General features: G+C 56.5%; 19 protein-coding genes, 1 tRNA gene and 1 other RNA gene. 16 read left to right on the forward strand and 5 right to left on the reverse strand.

The genetic code is table 11. From position 1 onward, the window contains the following. Nucleotides 1-70: 70 nt before the first annotated feature. The 6 genes from eptB to NHG65_RS00515 all read left to right on the forward strand — a co-directional run bounded on the left by eptB (nucleotide 71) and on the right by NHG65_RS00515 (nucleotide 5,800). Complete coding sequence (eptB, locus tag NHG65_RS00490) at nucleotides 71-1,765, forward strand: kdo(2)-lipid A phosphoethanolamine 7''-transferase (protein ID WP_207978624.1); 1,695 nt, start codon at nucleotides 71-73, stop codon at nucleotides 1,763-1,765. A gap of 119 nt (nucleotides 1,766-1,884) precedes the next feature. Continuing rightward, nucleotides 1,885-2,475, forward strand: coding sequence for a response regulator transcription factor UhpA (uhpA, locus tag NHG65_RS00495; protein WP_017891232.1), 591 nt, complete (start codon nucleotides 1,885-1,887; stop codon nucleotides 2,473-2,475). Then, nucleotides 2,475-4,016, forward strand: a complete 1,542-nt coding sequence (gene uhpB / locus NHG65_RS00500) for a signal transduction histidine-protein kinase/phosphatase UhpB (protein ID WP_261417825.1) — start codon at nucleotides 2,475-2,477, stop codon at nucleotides 4,014-4,016. The genes uhpA and uhpB overlap by 1 nt, the downstream gene beginning before the upstream one ends. A gap of 94 nt (nucleotides 4,017-4,110) precedes the next feature. Further along, nucleotides 4,111-5,442 carry an MFS transporter gene (locus tag NHG65_RS00505; protein WP_099062214.1) on the forward strand — a complete coding sequence of 444 codons (1,332 nt, stop codon included), beginning with the start codon at nucleotides 4,111-4,113 and terminating at the stop codon, nucleotides 5,440-5,442. 119 nt (nucleotides 5,443-5,561) lie between these two features. After that, nucleotides 5,562-5,638, forward strand: a tRNA-Pro gene (locus NHG65_RS00510). Between the two features lie 34 nt (nucleotides 5,639-5,672). After that, a non-coding RNA gene (locus NHG65_RS00515) (RtT sRNA) lies at nucleotides 5,673-5,800 on the forward strand. 48 nt (nucleotides 5,801-5,848) lie between these two features. Here the strand turns inward: NHG65_RS00515 and NHG65_RS00520 are convergent. After that, the gene (locus NHG65_RS00520) at nucleotides 5,849-6,205 is read right to left on the reverse strand and encodes an HVO_A0114 family putative DNA-binding protein (protein ID WP_207978621.1); all 357 of its coding nucleotides are present in this window, start codon (nucleotides 6,203-6,205) and stop codon (nucleotides 5,849-5,851) included. Then, the gene (locus tag NHG65_RS00525) at nucleotides 6,193-6,489 is read right to left on the reverse strand and encodes a toxin-antitoxin system TumE family protein (protein ID WP_207978618.1); all 297 of its coding nucleotides are present in this window, start codon (nucleotides 6,487-6,489) and stop codon (nucleotides 6,193-6,195) included. The genes NHG65_RS00520 and NHG65_RS00525 overlap by 13 nt, the downstream gene beginning before the upstream one ends. A 378-nt stretch (nucleotides 6,490-6,867) precedes the next feature. Between NHG65_RS00525 and chiA the strand changes: the two genes are divergently transcribed. The 6 genes from chiA (at nucleotide 6,868) to dppF (ending at nucleotide 14,829) form a co-directional block, all read left to right on the forward strand. Further along, on the forward strand, nucleotides 6,868-8,559 hold the full coding sequence (gene chiA / locus NHG65_RS00530) for a chitinase ChiA (protein ID WP_207978615.1): 1,692 nt from the start codon (nucleotides 6,868-6,870) through the stop codon (nucleotides 8,557-8,559). A gap of 600 nt (nucleotides 8,560-9,159) precedes the next feature. Next, nucleotides 9,160-10,767, forward strand: coding sequence for a dipeptide ABC transporter periplasmic-binding protein DppA (dppA, locus tag NHG65_RS00535; protein WP_099062211.1), 1,608 nt, complete (start codon nucleotides 9,160-9,162; stop codon nucleotides 10,765-10,767). Nucleotides 10,768-10,913: 146 nt separating this feature from the next. Beyond that, entirely contained in the window at nucleotides 10,914-11,933 is a 1,020-nt protein-coding gene (gene dppB / locus NHG65_RS00540; protein WP_099062210.1) for a dipeptide ABC transporter permease DppB, read from the forward strand. Between the two features lie 11 nt (nucleotides 11,934-11,944). Beyond that, nucleotides 11,945-12,847, forward strand: coding sequence for a dipeptide ABC transporter permease DppC (dppC, locus tag NHG65_RS00545; protein ID WP_099062209.1), 903 nt, complete (start codon nucleotides 11,945-11,947; stop codon nucleotides 12,845-12,847). A gap of 15 nt (nucleotides 12,848-12,862) precedes the next feature. Next, the gene (gene dppD, locus NHG65_RS00550; RefSeq protein ID WP_099062208.1) at nucleotides 12,863-13,843 is read left to right on the forward strand and encodes a dipeptide ABC transporter ATP-binding protein; all 981 of its coding nucleotides are present in this window, start codon (nucleotides 12,863-12,865) and stop codon (nucleotides 13,841-13,843) included. Continuing rightward, nucleotides 13,840-14,829 (forward strand): dipeptide ABC transporter ATP-binding subunit DppF, encoded by a 990-nt coding sequence (gene dppF, locus NHG65_RS00555; protein WP_099062207.1) that lies wholly within the window; start codon nucleotides 13,840-13,842, stop codon nucleotides 14,827-14,829. The genes dppD and dppF overlap by 4 nt, the downstream gene beginning before the upstream one ends. 278 nt (nucleotides 14,830-15,107) lie before the next feature. Here the strand turns inward: dppF and bcsG are convergent, their stop codons facing one another. Genes bcsG through bcsE form a run of 3 tightly spaced genes read right to left on the reverse strand, consistent with a single transcriptional unit; the run spans nucleotide 15,108 to nucleotide 18,515 of the window. After that, the gene (gene bcsG / locus NHG65_RS00560) at nucleotides 15,108-16,763 is read right to left on the reverse strand and encodes a cellulose biosynthesis protein BcsG (RefSeq protein ID WP_261428202.1); all 1,656 of its coding nucleotides are present in this window, start codon (nucleotides 16,761-16,763) and stop codon (nucleotides 15,108-15,110) included. Beyond that, on the reverse strand, nucleotides 16,760-16,963 hold the full coding sequence (gene bcsF, locus NHG65_RS00565) for a cellulose biosynthesis protein BcsF (RefSeq protein ID WP_085115751.1): 204 nt from the start codon (nucleotides 16,961-16,963) through the stop codon (nucleotides 16,760-16,762). Before bcsF ends, bcsG begins: the two co-directional genes overlap by 4 nt. Continuing rightward, nucleotides 16,950-18,515, reverse strand: a complete 1,566-nt coding sequence (gene bcsE / locus NHG65_RS00570) for a cellulose biosynthesis protein BcsE (RefSeq protein ID WP_261417844.1) — start codon at nucleotides 18,513-18,515, stop codon at nucleotides 16,950-16,952. Before bcsE ends, bcsF begins: the two co-directional genes overlap by 14 nt. Before the next feature lie 198 nt (nucleotides 18,516-18,713). Here bcsE and bcsR point away from each other — a divergent pair, with 198 nt between their 5' ends. From bcsR to bcsB, 4 genes are read left to right on the forward strand one after another with little or no spacing between them, the layout of a single operon-like run. After that, nucleotides 18,714-18,905, forward strand: a complete 192-nt coding sequence (gene bcsR, locus NHG65_RS00575; protein WP_099062205.1) for a cellulose biosynthesis protein BcsR — start codon at nucleotides 18,714-18,716, stop codon at nucleotides 18,903-18,905. 3 nt (nucleotides 18,906-18,908) lie between these two features. Next, nucleotides 18,909-19,646, forward strand: coding sequence for a cellulose biosynthesis protein BcsQ (gene bcsQ, locus NHG65_RS00580; protein ID WP_099062204.1), 738 nt, complete (start codon nucleotides 18,909-18,911; stop codon nucleotides 19,644-19,646). Further along, the gene (gene bcsA, locus NHG65_RS00585; protein ID WP_207978606.1) at nucleotides 19,643-22,234 is read left to right on the forward strand and encodes a UDP-forming cellulose synthase catalytic subunit; all 2,592 of its coding nucleotides are present in this window, start codon (nucleotides 19,643-19,645) and stop codon (nucleotides 22,232-22,234) included. Before bcsQ ends, bcsA begins: the two co-directional genes overlap by 4 nt. A 55-nt stretch (nucleotides 22,235-22,289) precedes the next feature. Continuing rightward, the gene (bcsB, locus tag NHG65_RS00590; RefSeq protein WP_219015085.1) at nucleotides 22,290-24,599 is read left to right on the forward strand and encodes a cellulose biosynthesis cyclic di-GMP-binding regulatory protein BcsB; all 2,310 of its coding nucleotides are present in this window, start codon (nucleotides 22,290-22,292) and stop codon (nucleotides 24,597-24,599) included. The last annotated feature ends 1 nt before the right edge of the window (nucleotide 24,600 follow it).

Raw genomic sequence — 24,600 nt, forward strand, 5'->3', positions numbered from 1 at the left:
TGAACCTGCGGCCGCAATAAATGTCTGACTGACTTCAGAACTGTTAAAGCCCCCGGAGCCACCGCGTTACATGAACAAAGTTAAATCGCTATCACAGCAGAATTTATCGTTATTGTTAGCGATCTATATCGGCATCTTTTTGAACCTTTCCGTTTTCTATCGTCGCTTTGATTCATTTTCGCACGGCATTCAGGGGATTAAGGTTATTGCAGCGGTAACTGAGGTTGTCGCTATCGTTCTGTTCACCTTCTTTATTATGCGGCTGGTATCGCTCGGCGGCCGGCTGTTCTACCGCATCATTGCCTCGCTATTGGTGCTGATTTCCGTGGCTGCCAGCTATTACATGACGTTTTTCAACGTGGTGATCGGCTACGGCATCGTGGTGTCGGTGATGACCACCGATGTTGACCTGTCGAAAGAAGTGGTCGGCATGCACTTTGTGCTGTGGATGGTGGTGCTCAGCGCATTGCCGCTGCTGTGCATCTGGAAAAACAACCTGCGTTATACCCTGATCGAACAGCTGAAAACGCCCGGACACCGGATCAAACCCCTGGTGGTGCTGGTGGCGGTGGTTGCGTTGGTCTGGTTGCCGCTGCGTATGCTGGATAACGAGCAAAGCGCGCAGGAGAAAATCACCAATGTGGACTTGCCAAGCTACGGCGGCGTAGTGGCGCATTCCTATTTGCCATCCAACTGGCTGTCGGCGCTGGGGCTGTTTGCCTATACCCGTTACGACGAAAGTCAGGATCAGGCCAATTTGTTCGACCCGGCCAAGAACTTTACCTATGTGGCACCGGCCGATATTGATGACACCTACGTGGTGTTTATCATTGGTGAAACCACACGCTGGGATCACATGGGTATTCTCGGCTACGACCGTGACACCACGCCACGTTTGTCCAAAGAGAAGAACCTGGTGGCGTTCCGCGGCACGTCTTGTGATACCGCCACCAAACTCTCGCTGCGTTGTATGTTCGTGCGGGAAGGCGGCACGGCAGACAATCCGCAACGTACGCTGAAAGAGCAAAACGTGTTTGCGGTGATGAAAGATTTGGGCTTCACCTCCGAGCTGTTCGCCATGCAGAGTGAGGTCTGGTTCTATAACAATACCGAAGTGAACAACTATTCGTTCCGCGAGATGATCGCTTCCGAGAAACGCAACGACGGCAAACCGGTTGACGATATGCTGTTGGTGGATGAAATGAAGGAGTCGCTGGCCCGCTATCCCAAGGGCAAGCATCTGGTGATCCTGCACACCAAAGGCTCGCATTACCTTTACTCACAGCGTTATCCGCGCAGCTACGCACGCTATCAGCCGGAGTGTATCGGTGTTGATGATTTCTGCTCCAAGGATCAGTTGGTTAACGCCTTCGATAACTCGGTGCTGTATACCGACAGCTTTATTGCCAATGTGATTGACCAGGTGCGCGAGAAGAAGGCGATTGTGTTCTATTCTTCCGATCACGGTGAATCGATAGGCGAGAATTCACACCTGCATGGCACGCCGCGTGAAATGGCGCCAGTGGAGCAGTTCCGCGTGCCAATGATGGTATGGGCGTCCGACAAGTTCCTGGAAGACCCACAGCATCGCGGTGCGTTTGAGCAATTGCAGGCGCAACAGCGGGTTGGCAAAACCCACCGTCATGTTGAGTTGTTCGATACTATTCTCGGTTGCCTCGGCTATACCTCGCCGAACGGCGGCATCGAGGCCAAAAACAACTGGTGTAATATTCCGCAGGAAAAAGCGTCACCCAGCGAGCTGTAACCCTCCCATACCGGGCGCGCTGCGCCCGGTAAAATCCGTTAATACCTTCCCTTCATCAACTAATCCGGCTCAGGCTTGCGGTATACTTGCGCACTTTCCCCCTCGGACCGGAGATTTCCATGACCTTGCGCGTGGCGTTTATTGACGATCATGACATTGTGCGATCGGGCTTTGTGCAACTGCTGTCGCTGGAGCCGGATATTCAGGTGGTCGGCGAGTTCAGCAGCGCAGCTCAGGCTCGCGCCGGCCTGCCCGGTCTGGAGGCGGAAATCTGCATCTGTGATATTTCGATGCCGGACGGCAGCGGGCTGGATTTACTGGCGGATATTCCCTCCGGTATTCGGGTGGTGATGCTGTCGATGCATGACAACCCGGCGCTGGTGGAGCTGGCACTGGAACGCGGTGCCTGCGGGTTTTTATCCAAACGCTGCAAGCCGGAAGATTTGATCACCGCGGTACGTACCGTCGCCAGCGGTGGCGTGTACCTGATGCCTGAAATCGCCCAGCAGTTGGCGCGGGTGAAGGTGGACCCCCTGACTCGTCGCGAACGCGAAATCGCGCTGTTGCTGGCGCAAGGGCAGGAGGTGCGGGAGATTGCCGCTGCGCTGGGACTGTCACCCAAAACGGTACACGTGCATCGTGCCAATCTGTTTGCCAAGCTGGGTATCAATAACAACGTTGAACTGGCGAAGCGGATGCTGAACCTGTGATGCAACGCCTGATCACCCAACTGGCGCTGTTTTTTATCTATGCGACCAGCGCATTTTGCCTGTGGGGCATTGGCACCGCGCTGATCGACCCGCCGTGGCAGGCGCTGTTGCTGTTCCCGTTTGGCCTGCGTATGGGGATTCTGCTGCAAAGCCCTTATCGCTTCTGGCCGGGTATCCTGCTGGCCGATCTGCTGCTGATGGTGGTGCTGGCAGATCAGTTCGGTTACGGCCCAGCGCTGTGGGCTTCGGTGGTGGTGCTGGTGTTGACGGTATTGCTCAGCCTGGTGGCTTCCCCCTGGTTGCTGCGGCATCAGGAAAGCGACAGCGAATGGCAATGGCCCTTGATGCAGGGCGCGGTGGTGGCAGTGGCCGCGTTGCTGCAAGCGCTGGTGTGGCAACTGGTGAACGGTGAGGGGGCCCGAGCGCTGCTGCTCGGGCTGGCGGGCGGCTTTACCATTGCCCCGACCTGTCTGCTGCTGTGGCACTACCTGGCGCGGCAGATCTGGGTCCCGCTCGAACCGGGTCTGATCCATAAGCCGGTGACGCTGCGGTTGCGCCATCTGGCCAGCTATTTGCTGCTGTTTGCTCTCAGTATCTGGCTGCAACAGCAGGTTAATGCTGCCGAGCTGCGCCGCTTTGCGCCCTTCTGTCTGGCCATCCCGATCGTCTTTATGTCTTATCGCTACGGCTGGCAGGGTGCGCTGCTGGCGACGTTGCTCAATGGCGTGGTGCTGGTGGCCAACGAACCGCCACAGCCCGAATCACACCGCGATTTGCTGTTGTCGTTGCTGGCCCAGAGCCTGACCGGCCTGCTGCTCGGCGCGGGTATTCAACGCCAGCGCGAACTGAACCAGCAACTGCGGCTGCGGTTGACGGAAAATCGCCAACTGGCGCGCGCGCTGGTCACGGCAGAAGAGCAGACCCGGCGGGAAGTGGCGCGGGAGCTGCACGACGAGGTCGGTCAAACCATCACCGTGATCCGTACCCAGGCCAGTATTATCAAGCGGTTGGCACCGCAGCCGCAGGTGATGGGCTGCGCAGAGGCGATAGATACGCTGGCGCTGCGAGTATATGACGGCGTGCACGATGTGCTGACCCAACTGTGGCCGGCCGCGCTCAATAATTTGCCACTTTCGGCGGCGGTGGCAGCGATGCTGCGTGAATCCTTGCCACAGGATGCGTCGCTGGTGAGCGTGATGCAGTGGCAGGTGCCGGATGAACTGCTGGATGAGACGCTGAAAATCACCCTGTATCGGGTGTGTCAGGAAGGGGTGACCAATGTTTGTCGTCACGCTGCTGCCAGCCGGATTGAGCTGGATGCGCGTCTTCGCCAGCGTAAAGGACGGCTGCCGCAAGTGCTGCTGACCATTCGCGATAACGGCGTCGGTATCGATCTGGCCAATCATGAGCCGGGTTATGGTCTGCGCGGCATGCAGGAACGCATCAGCGCACTGGGCGGCCGCCTGCGGCTGACGTCGGAGAATGGTACCTGTTTGAATGTGATCTTACCCACAGTTTCACCGGCGGAAGGGCCAAACTAGGAAATACTCCTAGCCGCGTCGGGAATCCGGCGTAAGTCATTTTCGCGCGCGCGCAGCATGATAGCGGCACTTTTCATATTCTCTGAGGTTTCACATGTGGTCTTTCCTTAAAAGCCGCGACGATGTGCCGCCGGTTACCGATCAAAAACAGATCGATGCCAGCTATAAATACTGGCGCATCCAGCTGATGTGGACGATGTACATCGGCTATGCCGCGTTTTACTTCACGCGCAAAAGCTTCAACTTCATTATGCCGGCGATGCTGAGCGACCTTGGCCTGACGATGTCCGACGTTGGCATCCTCGGCACGCTGTTCTATATCACTTACGGCTGCTCGAAGTTTATCTCAGGCATGATCAGCGATCGTTCCAACCCGCGCTATTTTATGGGGTTGGGCCTGATCATGACCGGCATACTCAATATCTTCTTCGGCCTCAGCTCTTCGCTGTTGATGCTGGGGACGCTGTGGATCCTCAACGCCTTCTTCCAGGGCTGGGGCTGGCCACCTTGTTCAAAAATCCTCACCAGCTGGTATTCGCGCTCCGAGCGCGGCGGCTGGTGGGCGATCTGGAACACCTCGCATAACTTTGGCGGTGCGCTGATCCCCCTGCTGGTCGGCTTTATCTCACTGCACTTCAGCTGGCGCTACGGCATGATTATTCCGGGCATTATCGGCGTGGTGATGGGCCTGCTGATGTGCTGGCGCCTGCGTGACAAGCCGTCCACCATGGGGCTGCCTAGCGTGGGAAAATGGCGTAACGACGCCATGGAACTGGTGCAGGAATCGGAAGGTCAGGGGCTGACCAACCGCGAAATCATCAAGCGTTACGTGTTGACCAACAAGTATATCTGGTTGCTGGCGGTGTCCTATGTGCTGGTGTACATCGTGCGTACGGCCATCAATGACTGGGGCAACCTGTACCTGACCCAGGAGAAAGGCTATTCGCTGATGACCGCCAACTCGGCGATTTCCCTGTTCGAAGTGGGTGGTTTTATCGGCTCGCTGGTGGCCGGTTGGGGCTCTGACAAGCTGTTCCGCGGTAACCGTGGGCCAATGAACCTGATCTTCGCCATCGGTATCTTCCTGTCGGTTGCGGCGCTGTGGATCATGCCGGGCGTCACCTTCCTGCTGCAGGCCGCCTGCTTCTTTGCTATCGGCTTCTTTATCTTTGGTCCGCAGATGCTGATCGGCATGGCGGCGGCGGAATGTTCGCACAAGGATGCTGCCGGGGCGGCGACCGGCTTTGTCGGCCTGTTTGCTTACCTGGGTGCCGCGTTGTCCGGCTACCCAATTGCGCGGATTATGGAAATTTGGCACTGGAACGGTTTCTTCGTGGTGATTTCCATCGCCGCCTGTTTGTCTGCGCTGTTCCTGTTGCCGTTCTTACGCGCCCAATCTCCGGCGCTGAAAACGGCTAAGGCATAATGAAAAAGCGCGCTGCAGGCTGCTACAGCGCGCTTTATGCCGATTTTATCACCACTTGATGTGTCGGGACGAGAAAGTGATTGACGCGTATTATCGTCAGCAGTAACATGCGCCCGCATCGGCGAGTAGCGCAGCTTGGTAGCGCAACTGGTTTGGGACCAGTGGGTCGGAGGTTCGAATCCTCTCTCGCCGACCACATTCGAAAAACCTGCTTTTTTAAAGCAGGTTTTTTTTCGTCCGTAGTTTATAGGATGAGCACCTCCGAAGGAGGTTTGAACCGAGCGCAGCGAGACAACGTTGCTTTAGCAACGGCCCGCGGGGCAGCATCGCAGATGCAGTAATCCTCTCTCGCCGACCACATTCGAAAAACCTGCTTTTTTAAAGCAGGTTTTTTTTCGTCTGCAATTCAGGCAGCCTTGCCGACCACGAAGTCAAAATGGATCTCGTCGTACGAGAAGATAATCTTTGTGCCTTTCTTATCTAAAACTCCTGCATTCAGCAGAGCCTGGACATCCGTATGTACGGCTTTGAAATCTCGATTTACTCGTCTGGAGAGTTCGCGGATTGACATTGCTTCTGCTCCGGTCATTTCGTCGAGTAGCGCCATCCGGTTATTGTTCAGCAATACATAGGTTAGCGTTTTAACATCCGGGAATATCAGCCTGCTGCCCATATCCGCGCCGGATAATGCTTTGGAAAAATCGGTTTTAAGCCCGTCGATCGCCTGTTGGACAGGCATGACACTGACCATTAGAGTGTGCATTTCGGCCTCCTCAGCTGGTTCACTTCGGTAACGAAATCATCAACCAGCTTATTGATATCAATAAATTCTATTGGGATCTCGGCTATGCCGAGATGCTTGTGGTCGCCTTTACCCGCTTCATTGTCATAGCGCAATAGGCATTCATCCTTTACCACATAGGCCAAACGATACTTGTACTTATGGTTGCTGCCTCTTACCGAGGGGGTGACGTCCCAGACAACCAGACTAAGCAAACTGTCTGTGTCCAGCCAAATGCGCCTCTTCATGACCAGTGTTGCCGGCATTGAACATTCCTTGTTGATGTTTACGCTACCATCAAAATTAATTTGATGTCAATTACGACATCAAAACCATGAAAAATATTTATCCTTTCCCTGTATTTAATTCACTATCCTTATTCCCACTGCTGCGGATTATCCATTATTAAATTAATTCATTGTTGCTCAATAAAACCCGGTTGATGGCGCTATTGTTTTAATGATTATTTTATCTATAGTCTGAATACACGAGATGGGAATGATAGATTTCCATTACGTGGGAAAGATTAATGCTTATTTATTCATTTTAATCGGCCATGATTATTGCGGAATTGTTTTGCTCTGACAATCGGCGGCCGTCATTAAATATTTTATGTTTATCCTCTCGGAATAAAGGAATCAGTTATGCGCAAATTTAATAAACCGCTGTTGGCGTTGCTGATCGGCAGCACCCTGTGTTCTGCGGCGCAGGCCGCCGTACCGGGCAAGCCTACGCTGGCCTGGGGCAATACCAAGTTCGCCATTGTCGAAGTCGATCAGGCCGCGACGGCTTATAATAATCTGGTGAAGGTTAAAGATGCCGCCGACGTTTCTGTTTCATGGAATTTATGGAATGGCGATACCGGTACCACGGCAAAAGTATTATTAAATGGCAAAGAAGTCTGGAGCGGTGCCTCAACCGGCGCTTCGGGCACGGCAAACTTTAAGGTTAATAAAGGTGGCCGTTATCAAATGCAGGTGGCGTTATGTAATGCCGACGGTTGTACCGCCAGCGATGCCTCCGAAATTGTAGTGGCAGATACCGATGGTAGCCATTTGGCACCGTTAAAAGAGCCGCTGCTGGAAAAAAATAAGCCTTATAAACAAGACTCCGGCAAAGTGGTCGGCTCTTATTTTGTTGAATGGGGTGTTTATGGCCGTAATTTCACCGTCGATAAACTGCCAGCGCAGAACCTGACGCATCTGCTGTACGGTTTTATTCCGATCTGCGGCGGTGACGGCATCAACGACAGCCTGAAAGAGATCGAAGGCAGCTTCCAGGCACTGCAGCGTTCCTGCCAGGGCCGCGAAGACTTTAAGGTGTCGATCCACGATCCGTTTGCCGCGCTGCAGAAAGGGCAGAAGGGGGTTACCGCCTGGGACGACCCCTACAAAGGTAACTTCGGTCAGTTGATGGCGCTGAAGCAGGCCCGTCCGGACCTGAAAATCCTGCCGTCGATTGGTGGCTGGACACTGTCTGACCCGTTCTTCTTTATGGGCGACAAAGTGAAGCGCGATCGTTTCGTCGGCTCGGTGAAAGAATTCCTGCAAACCTGGAAGTTCTTTGACGGCGTGGATATCGACTGGGAATTCCCGGGCGGGCAGGGCGCTAACCCGAAACTGGGCAGTGCTCAGGATGGGGCAACCTATGTGCAACTGATGAAAGAGCTGCGGGCGATGCTGGACCAGCTTTCAGCACAAACCGGTCGCAAGTATGAACTGACCTCCGCAATCAGCGCCGGCAAGGATAAGATCGACAAGGTGGACTACAACACCGCGCAGAACTCGATGGATCACATCTTCCTGATGAGCTACGACTTCTATGGCGCGTTCGATCTGAAAAATCTGGGTCACCAGACCGCGCTGAAAGCGCCTTCCTGGAAACCGGATACGGCGTATACCACGGTGAATGGCGTTAACGCGCTGCTGACGCAGGGGGTGAAGCCGGGCAAAATCGTGGTGGGTACCGCCATGTACGGCCGCGGCTGGACCGGAGTGAACGGCTACCAGAACAACGTTCCGTTCACCGGCACCGCGACCGGCCCGGTCAAAGGCACCTGGGAAAATGGCATCGTGGATTACCGCCAAATCGCCAATGAGTTTATGAGCGGCGAATGGCAGTACAGCTATGACGCCACCGCCGAAGCGCCTTATGTGTTCAAGCCTTCGACTGGTGACCTGATTACCTTCGACGATGCACGCTCGGTGCAGGCCAAGGGCAAGTATGTGCTGGATAAGCAGTTGGGCGGGTTGTTCTCCTGGGAGATTGACGCCGATAACGGGGATATTCTGAACAATATGAATACCAGTTTAGGCAACAGCGCCGGCACGCAATAAATCGGTTGTAGCACGTTGCCGGGGGATATCCTTTCGCCCCCGGCTTTTTGACAGACGAAAGTTTTTTTACGGCGAATAGATTGTGGTGCCACTCAACTAAAAAAAGCGCCGACACCTCACCCTTTCGGGTAAGAGGGGCAGCATTTCATCCTGTATTTTACCTAGATCACAAAAATAACCGTTCAGATATTCATCATTCAGCAACAAACTTTTTTTGTTTTTTATCGGAGTTAAACACCAGTAACTTTCTGCAACACAGCCTATCGAGCTAAAAATGACCGCATAGCATAAGTTTTCATGCTGCAACTGTTAAAGAAAGGTTTTTTTTATGTTTGTTTGCTGTTTCTCACAGTCTGTGTAAATCCCCACTGGTTATATTGACGACACCCCAAACAGTTGGCAATTTGGTAGCCTCAGGGGTAAGAGCGAGAGTTGTTTGAGTGAATCCCATACGCTCAGACGTCCCCACCGGGAGGCGTTCCATCCGGCTCTCTTGCGACTATCCCCCCAGCCTTCGGGCACGACTGCACAGGCCGCGCAATAAAAAATACAGGCTCTGGCGGTAATACACACATCACATCACATAATGGAGCACAAACGATGACAAGTTCCTTGGGAAAAACGGGGATTCTGAAATTCGGTATTGGGCTGATTGCGCTGACCGTTGCGGCCAGCGTGCAAGCCAAGACTCTGGTTTACTGTTCTGAAGGTTCCCCGGAAGGGTTCAACCCACAGTTGTTCACCTCGGGTACCACCTACGACGCCAGCTCGGTCCCTATTTACAACCGTCTGGTCGAATTCAAAATCGGCACCACCGAGCTTCAGCCGGGCCTGGCTGAAAAGTGGGATGTTAGCGAAGACGGCAAAATCTACACCTTCCACCTGCGTAAAGGCGTGAAGTGGCAGAGCAGCAAAGACTTCAAACCGACTCGTGATTTCAACGCCGACGACGTGGTGTTCTCCTTCGAACGCCAGCTGGACGCCAATAATGCCTATCACAAAGTCTCCGGCGGCAGCTATGAGTACTTTGAAGGCATGGACATGCCGAAGCTGATTGCCAAAATCGAAAAAGTGGACGACTACACCGTACGCTTTGTGCTGACCCGTCCGGAAGCTCCATTTGTGGCTGACCTGGGCATGGACTTCGCTTCTATTCTGTCTGCCGAATATGCCGACGTGATGATGAAAGCCGGCACCCCGGAAAAAGTTGACCTGAATCCTATCGGTACCGGTCCGTTCCAACTGCTGCAATACCAGAAAGACTCCAAAATTCTCTACAAGGCATTTGACGGTTTCTGGGGCACCAAGCCGAAGATTGACCGTTTAGTGTTCTCTATCACGCCGGACGCTTCAGTGCGTTACGCCAAACTGCAGAAAAACGAATGTCAGGTGATGCCGTACCCGAACCCGGCCGACATCGCGCGCATGAAGCAGGACAAAACCATCAACCTGATGGAACAACCGGGGCTGAACGTTGGCTACCTGTCGTTCAACGTTGAGAAAAAACCGCTGGATAATCTGAAGGTGCGTCAGGCGTTGACCATGGCGGTCAACAAGCAGGCGATCATCGACGCGGTCTATCAGGGCGCAGGCCAGGCGGCCAAGAACCTGATCCCGCCGACCATGTGGGGCTATAACGACGCGGTGAAAGACTACACCTACGATCCGGTCAAGGCCAAAGAACTGCTGAAAGAAGCGGGCATGGCGGACGGTTTCTCCATCGACCTGTGGGCGATGCCGGTACAACGTCCGTATAACCCGAACGCACGCCGTATGGCGGAAATGATCCAGTCTGACTGGGCGAAAATCGGCGTGAAAGCCAAAATCGTAACCTATGAGTGGGGCGAATACCTCAAGCGCGCCAAAGCGGGCGAGCACCAGACGGTGATGATGGGCTGGACCGGCGACAATGGGGATCCGGACAACTTCTTCGCCACGCTGTTTAGCTGCGCCGCAGCCAAAGACGGTTCCAACTACTCTCGCTGGTGCTACAAGCCGTTTGAAGATCTTATTCAACCGGCGCGCGCCGAATCGAACCACGACAAACGCGTAGAACTGTACAAACAGGCTCAGGTAGTGATGCACGATCAGGCTCCGGCGCTGATTGTTGCCCACTCCACCGTTTATGAGCCTGTGCGTAAAGAAGTGAAGGGCTACGTCGTGGATCCGCTTGGTAAGCATCACTTTGAGAATGTCTCTCTGGATTAATTCCACTACCGGTTAAGTCAGCGCCCTCTCTCCCCAAAGGAGGGGGGGCGTTGTTGCCCGTAGGCAGAGAAACACCAGAAGTGTGTGAGCTTTAATAAGCCTGGCGGACGATGAGCTGCCGGGCATTGATACAGAGAGTTCGGGATATGTTGCAGTTCATACTCCGACGTTTGGGGTTAGTTATCCCAACGTTTATCGGCATTACTTTGCTGACTTTTGCATTCGTCCATATGATCCCCGGTGACCCGGTGACCATCATGGCCGGGGAACGCGGGATCTCCGCAGAACGCCATGCACACCTGATGGCGGAAATGGGGCTGGATAAACCGCTCTATCAACAATATTTCACCTACGTATCCAACGTGTTGCATGGCGATCTGGGTACTTCCCTTAAAAGCCGTATCTCCGTGTGGGAAGAGTTTGTTCCCCGCTTCAAGGCCACTCTGGAACTGGGCCTCTGTGCGATGATTTTCGCCGTGCTGGTGGGCATTCCGGTTGGGGTGCTGGCGGCGGTCAGGCGAGGCTCAGTCTTCGATCATACCGCGGTCGGCATTTCACTGACCGGCTACTCGATGCCGATCTTCTGGTGGGGCATGATGCTGATCATGCTGGTCTCGGTGCAGCTCAATCTGACGCCAGTCTCGGGGCGGGTCAGCGATACGGTGTTCCTTGACGATAGTCTGCCGCTGACGGGTTTTATGCTGATCGACACCCTGATCTGGGGCGAGCCGGGCGACTTCGTTGACGCGGTGATGCATATGATCCTGCCGGCCATCGTGCTGGGTACCATCCCGCTGGCGGTGATCGTGCGTATGACGCGCTCCTCGATGCTGGAAGTGTTGGGCGAAGATTACATCCGTACTGCGCGCGCCAAGGGCGTGAGCCGCATGCGGGTGATTGTGGTGCATGCGTTGCGTAACGCTTTGCTGCCGGTCGTCACGGTGATCGGCCTGCAGGTCGGCACCATGCTGGCCGGTGCGATCCTGACCGAAACCATCTTCTCCTGGCCGGGCCTGGGGCGCTGGCTGATGGACGCGCTGCAACGTCGTGACTATCCGGTTGTTCAGGGCGGCGTGTTGCTGGTCGCCTGTATGATTATTCTGGTTAACCTGCTGGTAGACGTGCTCTACGGCGTGGTCAACCCGCGTATTCGCCACAAGAAATAAGGGGCGCTCTAATGTCTCAAGTCACTGAGTCTGTTGTTAAAGGTGCGCCGAAGCCAATGAGCCCATTGCAGGAGTTCTGGCACTATTTCAAGCGCAATAAAGGGGCCGTTGTTGGCCTGGTATATATCGTTCTGATGTTTGTGATTGCCATCGGGGCCGGGGTGCTGGCACCGCATGCACCTGCGGATCAGTTCCGCGACGCGCTGCTCAGGCCACCGGTCTGGCAGGAAGGCGGCAGTTGGCAATATCTGCTGGGTACCGATGACGTTGGCCGCGATGTCCTGTCGCGCCTGATGTACGGTGCGCGACTGTCGCTGTTGGTAGGCTGTCTGGTGGTGGTGCTGTCGCTGATCATGGGTGTGGTACTGGGTCTGCTGGCCGGCTACTTCGGCGGTGTGGTGGATGCGATCATCATGCGTATCGTCGACATCATGCTGGCGTTGCCAAGCCTGTTGCTGGCATTGGTATTGGTGGCGATTTTCGGTCCGTCGATCGTCAATGCTTCCCTGGCGCTAACCTTCGTTGCCTTGCCGCACTATGTGCGTCTGACCCGTGCCGCAGTCCTGGTGGAAGTGAACCGCGACTACGTCACCGCTTCACGCGTGGCGGGTGCCGGTGCGATGCGCCAAATGTTTATCAATATCCTGCCAAACTGCCTGGCACCGCTGATCGTCCAGGCTTCTCTTGGCTTCTCGAACGCTATCCTGGATATGGCCGCTCTCGGCTTCCTGGGTATGGGTGCACAGCCGCCTACGCCGGAGTGGGGCACCATGCTCTCCGACGTGTTGCAGTTCGCACAAAGCGCCTGGTGGGTTGTGACCTTCCCCGGTGTGGCGATCCTGCTGACGGTGCTGGCATTTAACCTGATGGGGGACGGCTTGCGTGATGCTCTCGACCCCAAACTCAAGCAGTAACAGAGGACGAGAGAGATGGCGTTATTAAATGTAGACAAGCTTTCGGTGCACTTCGGTGACGAAGGCACCCCTTTCCGCGCGGTAGACCGAATCAGTTACAGCGTGGAGCAGGGCCAGGTAGTGGGTATCGTCGGTGAATCCGGCTCCGGCAAGTCTGTCAGCTCGTTGGCGATCATGGGGCTGATCGACTTCCCCGGTAAGGTGATGGCCGACAAGCTGGAGTTTAACGGCCAGGATCTGCGCAAAATTTCCGAAAAAGAGCGCCGCCAACTGGTGGGCTCGGAAGTGGCGATGATTTTCCAGGATCCGATGACCAGCCTGAACCCGTGTTACACCGTCGGTTTCCAGATTATGGAAGCGTTGAAGGTGCATCAGGGCGGCAACCGTCGTACCCGTCGTCAGCGGGCTATCGACCTGCTGACGCAGGTAGGCATCCCCGATCCGGCCTCGCGGCTGGACGTGTACCCGCACCAGCTGTCCGGTGGTATGAGCCAACGCGTGATGATCGCCATGGCGATTGCCTGTCGGCCAAAGCTGTTGATTGCCGATGAGCCGACCACCGCACTCGACGTAACCATCCAGGCGCAAATTATCGAACTGCTGCTGGAGTTGCAGCAGCGGGAAAATATGGCGCTGTTGCTGATCACCCACGATCTGGCGCTGGTGTCCGAGGCGGCGCATCACATCATCGTGATGTATGCCGGTCAGGTGGTGGAATCCGGCAAGGCATCGGAGATCTTCCGTGCGCCACGTCACCCTTATACTCAGGCGTTACTGCGTGCGCTGCCCGAATTCGCTGCCGACAAGGCACGCCTGGCTTCGCTGCCGGGCGTGGTACCGGGCAAATATGACCGCCCAAGCGGTTGTTTGCTCAACCCGCGTTGTCCGTATGCCAATGAGCGCTGCCGTACTGAAGAGCCGGAATTACGCACTATTCCCGGCCGCCAGGTTAAATGTCACACACCGCTGGATGATGCGGGGAGGCCGACCGTATGAGCCAGAACCAACCCTTATTGCAGGCGATTGACCTGAAGAAACACTACCCGGTCAAGAAGGGCATCTTTGCCCCGGAACGGCTGGTTAAAGCACTGGATGGCGTCTCTTTCACCCTTGAGCGTGGCAAAACGCTGGCGGTGGTGGGCGAGTCCGGCTGCGGCAAGTCGACGCTGGGCCGCCTGCTGACAATGATTGAAGTGCCGACCGGCGGTGAGTTGTACTACCAGGGACAGGATTTGCTGAAGCCGGACGTCACCGCTGAGAAGCTGCGGCGTCAGAAGATCCAGATTGTGTTCCAGAATCCTTACGGATCGCTCAACCCACGTAAAAAGGTCGGGCAGATCCTCGAGGAGCCGTTGCAGATCAATACCGGGTTGAACAGTGCACAGCGTCGTGAGAAAGCGTTGGAAATGATGGCCAAAGTCGGCCTGAAAACCGAACATTACGATCGCTATCCGCATATGTTTTCCGGCGGTCAACGCCAGCGTATCGCTATCGCCCGTGGCCTGATGCTCAACCCGGACGTGGTGATTGCCGATGAACCGGTCTCCGCCCTCGATGTCTCGGTGCGGGCGCAGGTACTGAATCTGATGATGGATCTGCAGCAGGATCTGGGGCTGTCCTATGTGTTCATCTCGCACGATTTGTCGGTGGTGGAGCATATCGCCGACGAAGTGATGGTGATGTACCTCGGCCGCTGCGTGGAGAAGGGCAGTAAAGACGCGATTTTCAACAATCCGCGTCATCCGTATACCCAGGCGCTGTTGTCCGCGACGCCGCGTCTGAATCCGGATATGCGCCGTGAACGTATCAAGCTGACCGGCGAGCTGCCGAGCCCGATGAACCCGCCGCCGGGCTGTGCATTCAATGCCCGCTGCCGTCGTGCTTTTGGGCCATGCACCCAGTTGCAGCCTCAGTTGAAGCAATACGGCGACCAGATGGTGGCCTGCTTTGCGGTCGATCAGGATGAAAATCCTGCGGCATAACTTTGTTATCAATGACTATTAATATCAATGCCGGCATCTACGCCGGCATTTTTTTTGATTTAATCCAAGGGGTTATTAATTAGATTATTTAGTCAAAAGCCAATCTGTATTAATGGCGCTTATTTCTCTCAACGAAATCCTGACGAAATAGCCATTCATTAGGAATCTTCGCATGATCATAATAAATGAATCCATTAATTTTACGTTGCTTAATAGCGGCTATAAAAAAGCACGCCCGAAGGCGTGCTGAGTATTAAAGGGAATATTCTTAGGCATGTTTACTGTGGGTAAGGCACCCAATCACCGCCGTTCAAACGGATGTAGGGCTTGCCCTGATACTGCATCACGATGGCGTTGTCATTTTCTGAAATGACCGCCGTCTGCGGCAGGTTCTGCGTCAATGCCTGCCAGTCTACGCTCGGTGCGGTAAACGCCTTGCCGTCGACCAGGCGCGAGACCAGATCGGACAGCGCCAGGTAGCTGCTCGGCGTCTTAATCTGCAGCGGGCTACCCTGATGTGGCGCTTTCATGCCCACCAGTTTGATGCCCACCGGGGTATGGGTAATGTTCGGGCTTGGAATATCCCGCAGGCCGGACATCTGCATTTTGTCACCCACCAGGGCTGCGCCGTGCTCCGGCACAATCACCACCATCACCTTGCGCCCGGACTTCTCCAGTTGATCAAGGAAGGTATTCAACTGGTCGAACAGCTTCTGCGCCCGTGGCTGATAGTCCGCACTCTTGTTTGAACCAACGAAACGGTTACCGTCATGCAGCGGAATGATGTTGAAGAAGGTGGCGCTGCGGGTATCACCGCCCTTCTGCTGCTGGCTCAACCAGCGGGTGAGCAGTTCCAGATCGTTGTAGATCGGCTCGCCGTCAAACGACGCCAGCTCATTGCCGATACCGGCCTGAGACATCAGTGGTGCCTGCATATCACCCTGTTCGCGCAGCTCTTTCAGGAAGTTGCCGAACACGCCGGAGTGATCCAGCATCAGCTGTTCTTTGAAGCCCAGCTTGGCCAGATTATCAAACAGATAGCACTGCTGGTTCACCGGTTGATACAGGTCGTGGTGCGAGGGCTGGCCGCAGCTGGCACGCAGCAAACGGATTGCCGCCGGGCCGCTGTAGGCGGTTGCCGAGTTGAAGTTGTCGAACATAATGTCCATCTTCGACCACAGCGGGTGGTTTTCCAGTTTCACCGCATCCATGTCAGCCCAGGCCAGCGAACAGATATTGATCACCAGCAGGTCGAACGGTTGAGCATCGGCAGGCAGGCTGGCCGGGAAAGCGGTGGCGCGGGATTTTTCCTTATCGTAGAACTGGTTCAGATAGGCCGTCAGGTTGGCGCTGGTGGGCGGCGCGCTGTCCGCCGGAGCGCTATCACCGCCAGCCGCCGGGGCTGTCGTTGCCGGCGTGCTGCTGCTGGTGGAGGCGGTGGTGCTGGCCGGCAGCAGTGACACCGCCGGACCGGCAATATTGACCAGATTCAGCCACACCAGCGCAGCGACGGTGAATACCGTCACCCGCACCCACTGGGCCAAAAACAGATAGGCAATCAGCATCACAAAGGCGGCGCCGATCATCTGCCAGTTGATAAAGCGGTTGGTCAGCTCCAGCAGATACTGGGCACTGAAGCCGGTCAGTTGCGAACCCTGACTCATAATGCTGTTGATACCGGGCAGCCAGGTGTCGTGATAGAACAGCGCGATACCTATCGGGATCGCCACGTAATGGCGCCAACGGTGCACGCGCAGTGCCGGTATCGGCATCAACAGAAACGCCATGAACACCAGGTTTGGCAGCGCATGGAAGTTCAGGTAACCGAACCACAGCAGGGCAAACTTGGCCAGGAAGTAGTAGTTCCAGCCGCCCAGCCCACGCCAGTAGCGCCACAGGGAGTTGTCGGATTGCGGGGTGTTTGTTGGCTTCATGGCTGCTTCTTACGTTTAATCTGAGATGAAGAACCTTCGCGCACCCATAACCCGACGGATTTTAAATAGCGCGGTGATAACAACAGGTTTTGCCAGTATTGACGCCAGCGCGGGAAACGCCGGTGAAAGGCATAGCCCAGTGGAATGAAAATAAGCGCGCACAGGATAATCAACTGCACAATATCGTTAAGATTCAGCATGCTTGCTCTCCTGCGTCGCGGTGGTGAGCGTGAAGGCCACCGGCTGACGGCGCTCCGGCGGGCTGTCGGCCTCGGCGGCGGTCTGGCGTGGCGTCGCCGGGGCGGTTGCTGCCGCCAACGGAACCGGGGCGTTGTGCGCCAGCCGTTTGATTTCTGAAATAATGTCCACGTCCTGGTGCCACACCACCCGGTTACTGAAAGCTTCGTCCACCGGCAGGCGGAAGATAAATTTCAGGGCGGTATCCAGATCGTTAATCCGGCAGGTAGAAAGGAACAGCACCAGCCGGCCTTGCACCACGGTCATCACGTCGCCGAAGCGGCGCAAAAAACACAGGGTCATCGCCTGTTCGGCACGCAGTCCTGGAGCCGGGCGCAGTGCGACCATCACGCCTTTGCCGTCTTCCGGCAGCAGCGTGTTGCCCATCAGCGAAATGACCGCCTGGCTGAAATCCTCCGGCCGCATATAGCCCTTCAGTTGCAATGGACGCAGCCCGGCCAGCAGGGTATCGATATCTGCCGGAACGTGGCGTGAGAAGCGTTGCCCCTGGATGCCTTCAAGCATGGTCAGAAAGCGCGACAGCGGCGCCACGTGCGGCACAATCAGGTTGGCGCCGCAGGCCAGCAGCAGGCGTTCGTCGCTGTAACGCAGACTGGCGCTCATCTCGCGCACGACGATTTTCAGTCCGTTACCGCGCTGGCGGCGCAGGCTGTGAATTTGGTGGGCCAGTGCATCGATTTCGTCGCTCTGGTATAGCGCAAAAATCAACGTTGCCGAGAGTGTCAGCATGCCATGCTGCGCCAGCAGCGCGTTGCTTTCCAGCAGCTGCCAGTTGGCCGACAGCGGGGGGGCGCCTTCCAGAATACTCTGCTGGGCCAGATACAGGCCCTCGTCGCTGCGGATAGCGGTCGGGGAGGGTTTGTTGTCATCGTCACCCTGCCAGCCGTGCTCACCGACATACAGCGTCAGCAGTTGGTTGGCGTTGATGCCGTTTTCGGTACTCCACCAGTTGACCAGATACTGGGCGCTGTCCTGCTGCCATTGCAGGCTGGACAGGCCGTTAAGGATCCGGTGTTGGGCGCTGAGCTGCCCCTTGAGTTTGTTGACGCCGCTGCCGTGGCTGAGGATCAGCAGCGTGCAGCCTTGTCGGCGCAACCAGGCACCGGTAGCGCGGGTCCAGTCACGCAGTTCTTCACTGGTGAAGGTTTGCCACAGGCTGGCGTGGGCCAACAGGATTAACAAGCGGTTTTGCGGTTTTAAGGCGCGCATCAGGTCGTCGCTGAAATGCGTCAGCGCAGCTTTTTTTTCCGGTAGCTGATACAGCGGAATTTTTTTCAGGGCAGGGGAGGCGAGCTCAGCCAGCAGCCGATCGGGTTTTTCTCCGCTGCAAATCAAAGCGACCTGGCTGGTTGCGGCCTGGGCAGCTAAAGTTTGTTGGCAGAGCAGGTTAGCATCGGTTTGACGGTCGATATTCACCCAATACAGACCCGGAGCCTGCATGACAGACAGTTCTTCCCAAATCTGCCGAATACCTAATGAGAAAGATTGCGCCATAGGTTATGTTTCTACTTTCGTTGAAAGTGTCGTCGCGGCCAAATGAGTCTTGCTATTCAGTCATACTATCATTGGGATCAATAATAACAAATCTTACATTCTGTGTAATAATATCTCTTAGGAATCATCTTATTGGCCATGTCTTTTTATTACGTTGCTATAGTTAATTAACATTAGCCTATTTTTAAAGGCGGCAGAATGAATAATCAATTAACGCGCTTTCATGCAGTAGTACCGCCAGAAACACAGGATGATCTACTGGCCCTCAGCCATGCCTTTTCTTTACCAAAATTAAGTTATATCGATATTTCGCGTCAGGAGCGTTTAACGCAGATGATGACGCGCTGGCCGCTGCTGGCCGAACTGGTGCAGACCACGGGGAGTCGCTAATTTATGCCGGTGATTGCGCTGCAGGGTTTGCGAGGCGGAATGGGCGCGACGTCGGTCACTGCGGCGCTGGCGTGGGCATTACAGCAGTTGGGCGAGTCGGTGCTGGCGATAGATTTCGCGCCGGATAACTTACTGCGCCTGCATTTTAATACGCCGTTTGAGCTGGCGCGCGGCTGGGCCCGGGCAGAGCAGGACGGCGGCGATTGGCGGCAGGGCGCGATGCGCTACTGCGAAAACCTCGACTTTCTGCCTTTTGGCCGACTCACTGCGCCGGAACGGTTAAATTTACAACAGCATTGTCAGCAACATCCCGCCCGCTGGCAGGATAATCTGGTGCAGCTAAGCGCCAGTACCCAGTACAACTGGATCCTGCTGGATCTGCCTGCGGATGACGAGGTGCTGGCCCAACAGGCGCTGCCGCTGGCGGATTGTGTGTTTATGCTGATCGCGCCGGATGCCAATTGCCAGGTGCGGCTGCATCAACAGGCGTTACCGGACGACTGCCGTTTCCTGATTAACCACTACTTCGCCGCCAGCCAGCTACAGCAGGATTTGCATCAGCTGTGGTTGCAAACGCTGGGCGGGTTATTGCCGGTGGTTATACACCGCGATGAGGCGATGGCCGAAGCATTGGCGGTGAAGCAACCCCTGGGCGAGTACCGACCGGAAAGCCTGGCGGCGGATGAAGTGCTGACGCTGGCCAACTGGTGTTTGATCAATCTGAAGGATACGGCACCATGAGCCTGCTGCTGGTACCACCGGTCCAACAGGCGGTGCAGACGCGTTATCGCGCCTACCGTCGCCATGGCTCATCGGCATTTACCGCCTTTTTCACCACGCTGCTGGTGGCGTTGGGCTGGATTTTCCTGCGCTTTGAATCCCCCGGTTGGCAACGGCTGCGAGCCGGTCGCGCCTATTGGTTCCCGCATCTGTCGTTTAGTCGCCCACGCCCGGCGGATGTGCTGCGCTATCTGGTGCAGGGGGTGTGGCTGTTGGTGTTCCGTACCGACCGCGAACCTCTGGGCCGCAATTATTTCGCCGGCTGGCAGCGGCTGCAATTGCGCTATGCCAACTGGCTGAAAACGGTGCCGCAGCGGCTGGAAAGCGCCGGGCTGGAGCAGCGTTCGGTGGCACGACTGAGCCGGATGAACCGGCGCCTGCGTCGCGTGCTGTTTATTATTGTCGGTGTTCTGGCGGCGATCCTGGCGATCCTGTGTATTTCGCAGCCGTTCGACCTGTCGGCGCAGTTTGTGTTTGTGCTGTTGCTGTGGGGCATCGCGATGGTGGTGCGTCGGGTGCCGGGCCGTCTGCCGGCGCTGATGTTGATTGTGCTGTCGCTGACCGTCTCCTGCCGCTATTTGTGGTGGCGTTATACCGCCACGCTGAACTGGGACGACCCGCTCAGCCTGACCTGCGGCCTGCTGCTGCTGGTGGCGGAAACCTATGCCTGGGTGGTGCTGGTGCTGGGCTATTTCCAGACCGTCTGGCCGCTTAACCGCCAACCGGTACCGATGCCCGCCGACAGCACGACCTGGCCGACCATTGATCTGCTGGTGCCCACCTACAATGAAGACCTCGGGGTGGTGAAACCCACCATCTACGCCGCGTTGGGTATCGACTGGCCGAAAGAGAAGGTGACCATTTACATCCTCGACGACGGCAACCGACCTGAATTCAAGGCTTTCGCCGAAGAGGTGGGGGTGAAATATATCGCCAGGCCCACCCATGAGCACGCCAAGGCCGGTAACATCAATAACGCGTTGAAACAGGCGACCGGCGAGTTTGTGGCGATTTTCGACTGCGACCACGTGCCGACGCGTTCCTTCCTGCAACTGACCATGGGCTGGTTCTTCAAAGACAAAAAGCTGGCGATGCTGCAGACCCCGCATCATTTCTTCTCGCCGGATCCGTTTGAACGCAACCTCGGGCGTTTTCGTCAGACACCGAACGAAGGCACGCTGTTCTATGGGTTGGTGCAGGACGGCAATGACATGTGGGATGCGACCTTCTTCTGCGGCTCCTGCGCCATTCTGCGCCGCAGCGCGCTGGATGAAATTGGCGGTATTGCGGTGGAAACCGTCACCGAAGATGCCCACACCTCACTGCGTTTACACCGTCGCGGCCACACCTCGGCCTATATTCGTATCCCACAGGCTGCGGGGCTGGCGACCGAAAGCCTGTCGGCGCACATTGGCCAGCGTATTCGCTGGGCTCGCGGCATGGTGCAGATCTTCCGGCTGGATAACCCGCTGTTTGGCAAAGGGTTGAAGCTGGCGCAGCGGTTGTGTTACGCCAACGCCATGCTGCACTTCCTGTCCGGTATTCCGCGGCTGATCTTCCTCACCGCGCCATTGGCCTTCCTGCTGCTGCACGCCTATATCATCTTTGCTCCGGCACTGGCGATCGCGCTGTATGTGCTGCCGCATATGATCCACGCCAGCCTGACCAACTCACGCATTCAGGGTAAATACCGCCACTCTTTCTGGAGCGAGATCTACGAGACGGTGCTGGCCTGGTACATCGCCCGGCCGACCACGGTGGCGCTGTTCAATCCGCACAAAGGCAAATTCAACGTGACCGCCAAAGGCGGGCTGGTGGAGGAGGAGCATGTCGACTGGGTGATTACCCGGCCCTATATGTTCCTGGTGATCTTGAATCTGGCCGGGTTGGTCTTCGGCGTCTGGCGGCTGGGCTACGGCCCGGCGGATGAAGTCATGACGGTCGTCATCAGCCTGGTATGGGTGTTGTACAACATGACCATCCTCGGTGGCGCAGTGGCGGTGGCGGTAGAGGCCAAGCAGGTTCGCCAGGCACACCGGGTGGAGATTGCCATGCCGGCGGCGATCGCTCGCGCTGACGGGCATCTGTTCCCCTGCACGTTGCGTGATTATTCCGACGGTGGGGTGGGGATTGAGATGCGCGTAGCGGATGCGCTGAAAGACGGTGACAAGGTGTCGCTGTTGCTCAAGCGCGGTCAGCAGGAATACAGCTTCCCGTGTGTGGTGACGCGAGCCTTCGGCAGCAAGGTGGGGATCCGCATGGTCGGCCTCAGCACCCGTGAACATATTGATTTTATTCAGTGTACCTTTGCCCGCGCCGATACCTGGGCGTTGTGGCAGGACGGGTTCCCTGAAGATAAACCGATCGAAAGCCTGCGTGACGTTCTGGCACTGGGCTTCCGGGGTTATATACGTATGGCGGATTACGCACCGCCGATGGTGCGCCGCCTGCTGGTCGGAACCACGACGCTGATTGGGTGGGTAGTGTCATTTATCCCGCACGGCGTCGGCAGGGCTCCGGCCTTCAGCCAAAAAGAGACAGTGGTATAGGCAAACCGCCCGCTTACTCGCCTGGCCCCCAGGCTCTAACATTGATGATGATACGATGACGAGAAAAATAACCTGGTTTACCGCCCTGGCCTTAGGCATCAGCACCCTGTCTCAGGCTGAAACAGCCACCGCGCCGACCGTTGCCGCACAACCGCCGGTGACGGTGCCTGCCGATGGGCCGGTCACCACGCCGATGGGATCGGTCGCACCGCAGGATCCGAATGCCCCGGTGCGTGACGTGCAATTGCCGTTTGCCAAGATTGCGCCGCCGCCGGGGACTTTCACCCTGCGCGGTACCCGGCCGGATGGTCAGGTCGAGTTTGGCGTGCGCAGCGATGAAGTGGTGTCGCAGGCGATGCTCGATCTTGAGTTCACTCCGTCACCCTCTTTGATCCCGGTGGAATCACAGGTCAAGGTGTACCTCAATGACGAACTGATGGGCGTGACTGCCCTGGCCAAAGAGCAGCTCGGCAAGCCCAATCGCCTCCAAATGGCGATCGATCCCCGCTATATCACCGATTTTAACCGTGTGCGACTGGTGTTCGTCGGTCATTACCAGAACATTTGTGAAAACCCGGCCAGTACCACGCTGTGGCTTGAAGTCAGTAAATCCAGCTCGTTGAATTTGCGCTACCAAACCTTGCCGGTGAAGAACGAACTGTCGCATTTCCCGGAGCCGTTCTTTGACAGCCGCGACAACCGACCACTGACCTTGCCGATGGTGTTTGCCGGCCAGCCGGATATCACCCAGCAGCGTGCCGCAGGTATTCTGGCCTCGTGGTTCGGCAGCAAAGCCCAGTGGCGTGGCCAGTCGTTCCCGGCGTTGTATAACCAGCTGCCGGAACAGCATGCCATCGTCTTCGCCACCAATAAGCAGCGCCCGGACTTCCTGCGGGATTACCCGCCGGTCAATGGCCCGACGGTGGAGATGATCAGCCATCCGGATAACCCGTACATCAAACTGCTGTTGGTACAGGGGCGCGATGACAACGATTTGATCACCGCAGTGAAAGGCATTGCGCAGGGCAACATCCTGTTCCGCGGTCAGAACGTCACGGTCGACAAAGTGGAACAACTGGCACCGCGCCAGCCCTACGACGCGCCTAACTGGGTGCGAACCGACCGGCCGATGACCTTTGCCGAGCTGCAACAATACGCTGAACAACTGCAGACCAGCGGCATCGAGCCCGGCCCGATCTCGCTGACCATGAACCTGCCGCCGGACCTGTTCCTGATCCGCAGTACCGGCATTGATATGCATCTGAAATACCGCTACACCGCGCCGCGTATTCAGGACGGCTCGCGCCTGAGCGTCAGCCTGAACAACCAGTTTGTGCAGGCCTATTCGCTGGTGCCGGAGCATGAGCAGGGCACTCAATTGTTACGTTTGCCGCTGACCCAGGGGCTGATCGACTCGGACAAGAGCGTCAATATTCCGGCGCTGCGGTTGGGGGCGACCAATCAGCTGCGTTTCGACTTTGACTACACCACGCTGCTGGCCAGCGGCGCCGAAGGGCGCTGTGAAACCTACTCCTTTACTGCCAACCATGCGGTGATCGACGGTGCATCGACCATTGATTTCTCTGGTTACCGCCACTTTATGGCGATGCCGGATCTGCGTGCCTTCGCCAACGCCGGTTTCCCTTTCAGCCGCCTGGCCGATTTGTCGCAGACCCTGGTGCTGGTGAACAAACAGCCACAGCCACCGCAGGTCAGTGCATTGCTGAACGCGATGGGCATTATCGGTGCCCAGACCGGTTACCCGGCGCTGGCGGTGACGGTGAGTGATGACTGGTCACAGGCCAAGGAACGCGACGCCGATATTCTGATGATCGGCACTATCCCGCCAGAGCTGCGGGACGACAAAAAAATCAACCTGCTGGTGGACGCGACCCAAAGCTGGGTGAAACAGCCGACACGTCAGCTGCCGCTGCCGACCATGGACGTGCTGGCGGAAGACACCAGGGCGGACAGCAAAACCACCATCAGCTCAGAAGGTGCGATGTCGGCGATAGTCGGTGTGCAGTCACCGTTTAACAGCCAACGCAGCATTGTGGCGCTACTGGCCGACAGCCCGCGCGGCTACGATCTGCTGAACAACGCGCTGCTGGACAGTGGCAAGCGTGCGGCAGTGTTTGGTTCGGTGGCGGTGATCCGGGAATCAGGGGTGAACAGCCTGCGAGTGGGCGACGTTTATTATGTCGGTCACCTGCCGTGGTGGGAACGCATCTGGCACGCACTGTCGACCCATCCGGTATTGCTGGCGGTGATCGCGGTAGCGGTGGTGGTGATCCTGGCACTGATGCTGTGGCGTGGTCTGAAGGCCTTCAGTCGTCGTCGTTTGTCACCTGAAGATCGGGACTGAT

This window comes from Serratia myotis, from assembly GCF_027474885.1.
Lineage (GTDB): Bacteria > Pseudomonadota > Gammaproteobacteria > Enterobacterales > Enterobacteriaceae > Serratia > Serratia proteamaculans.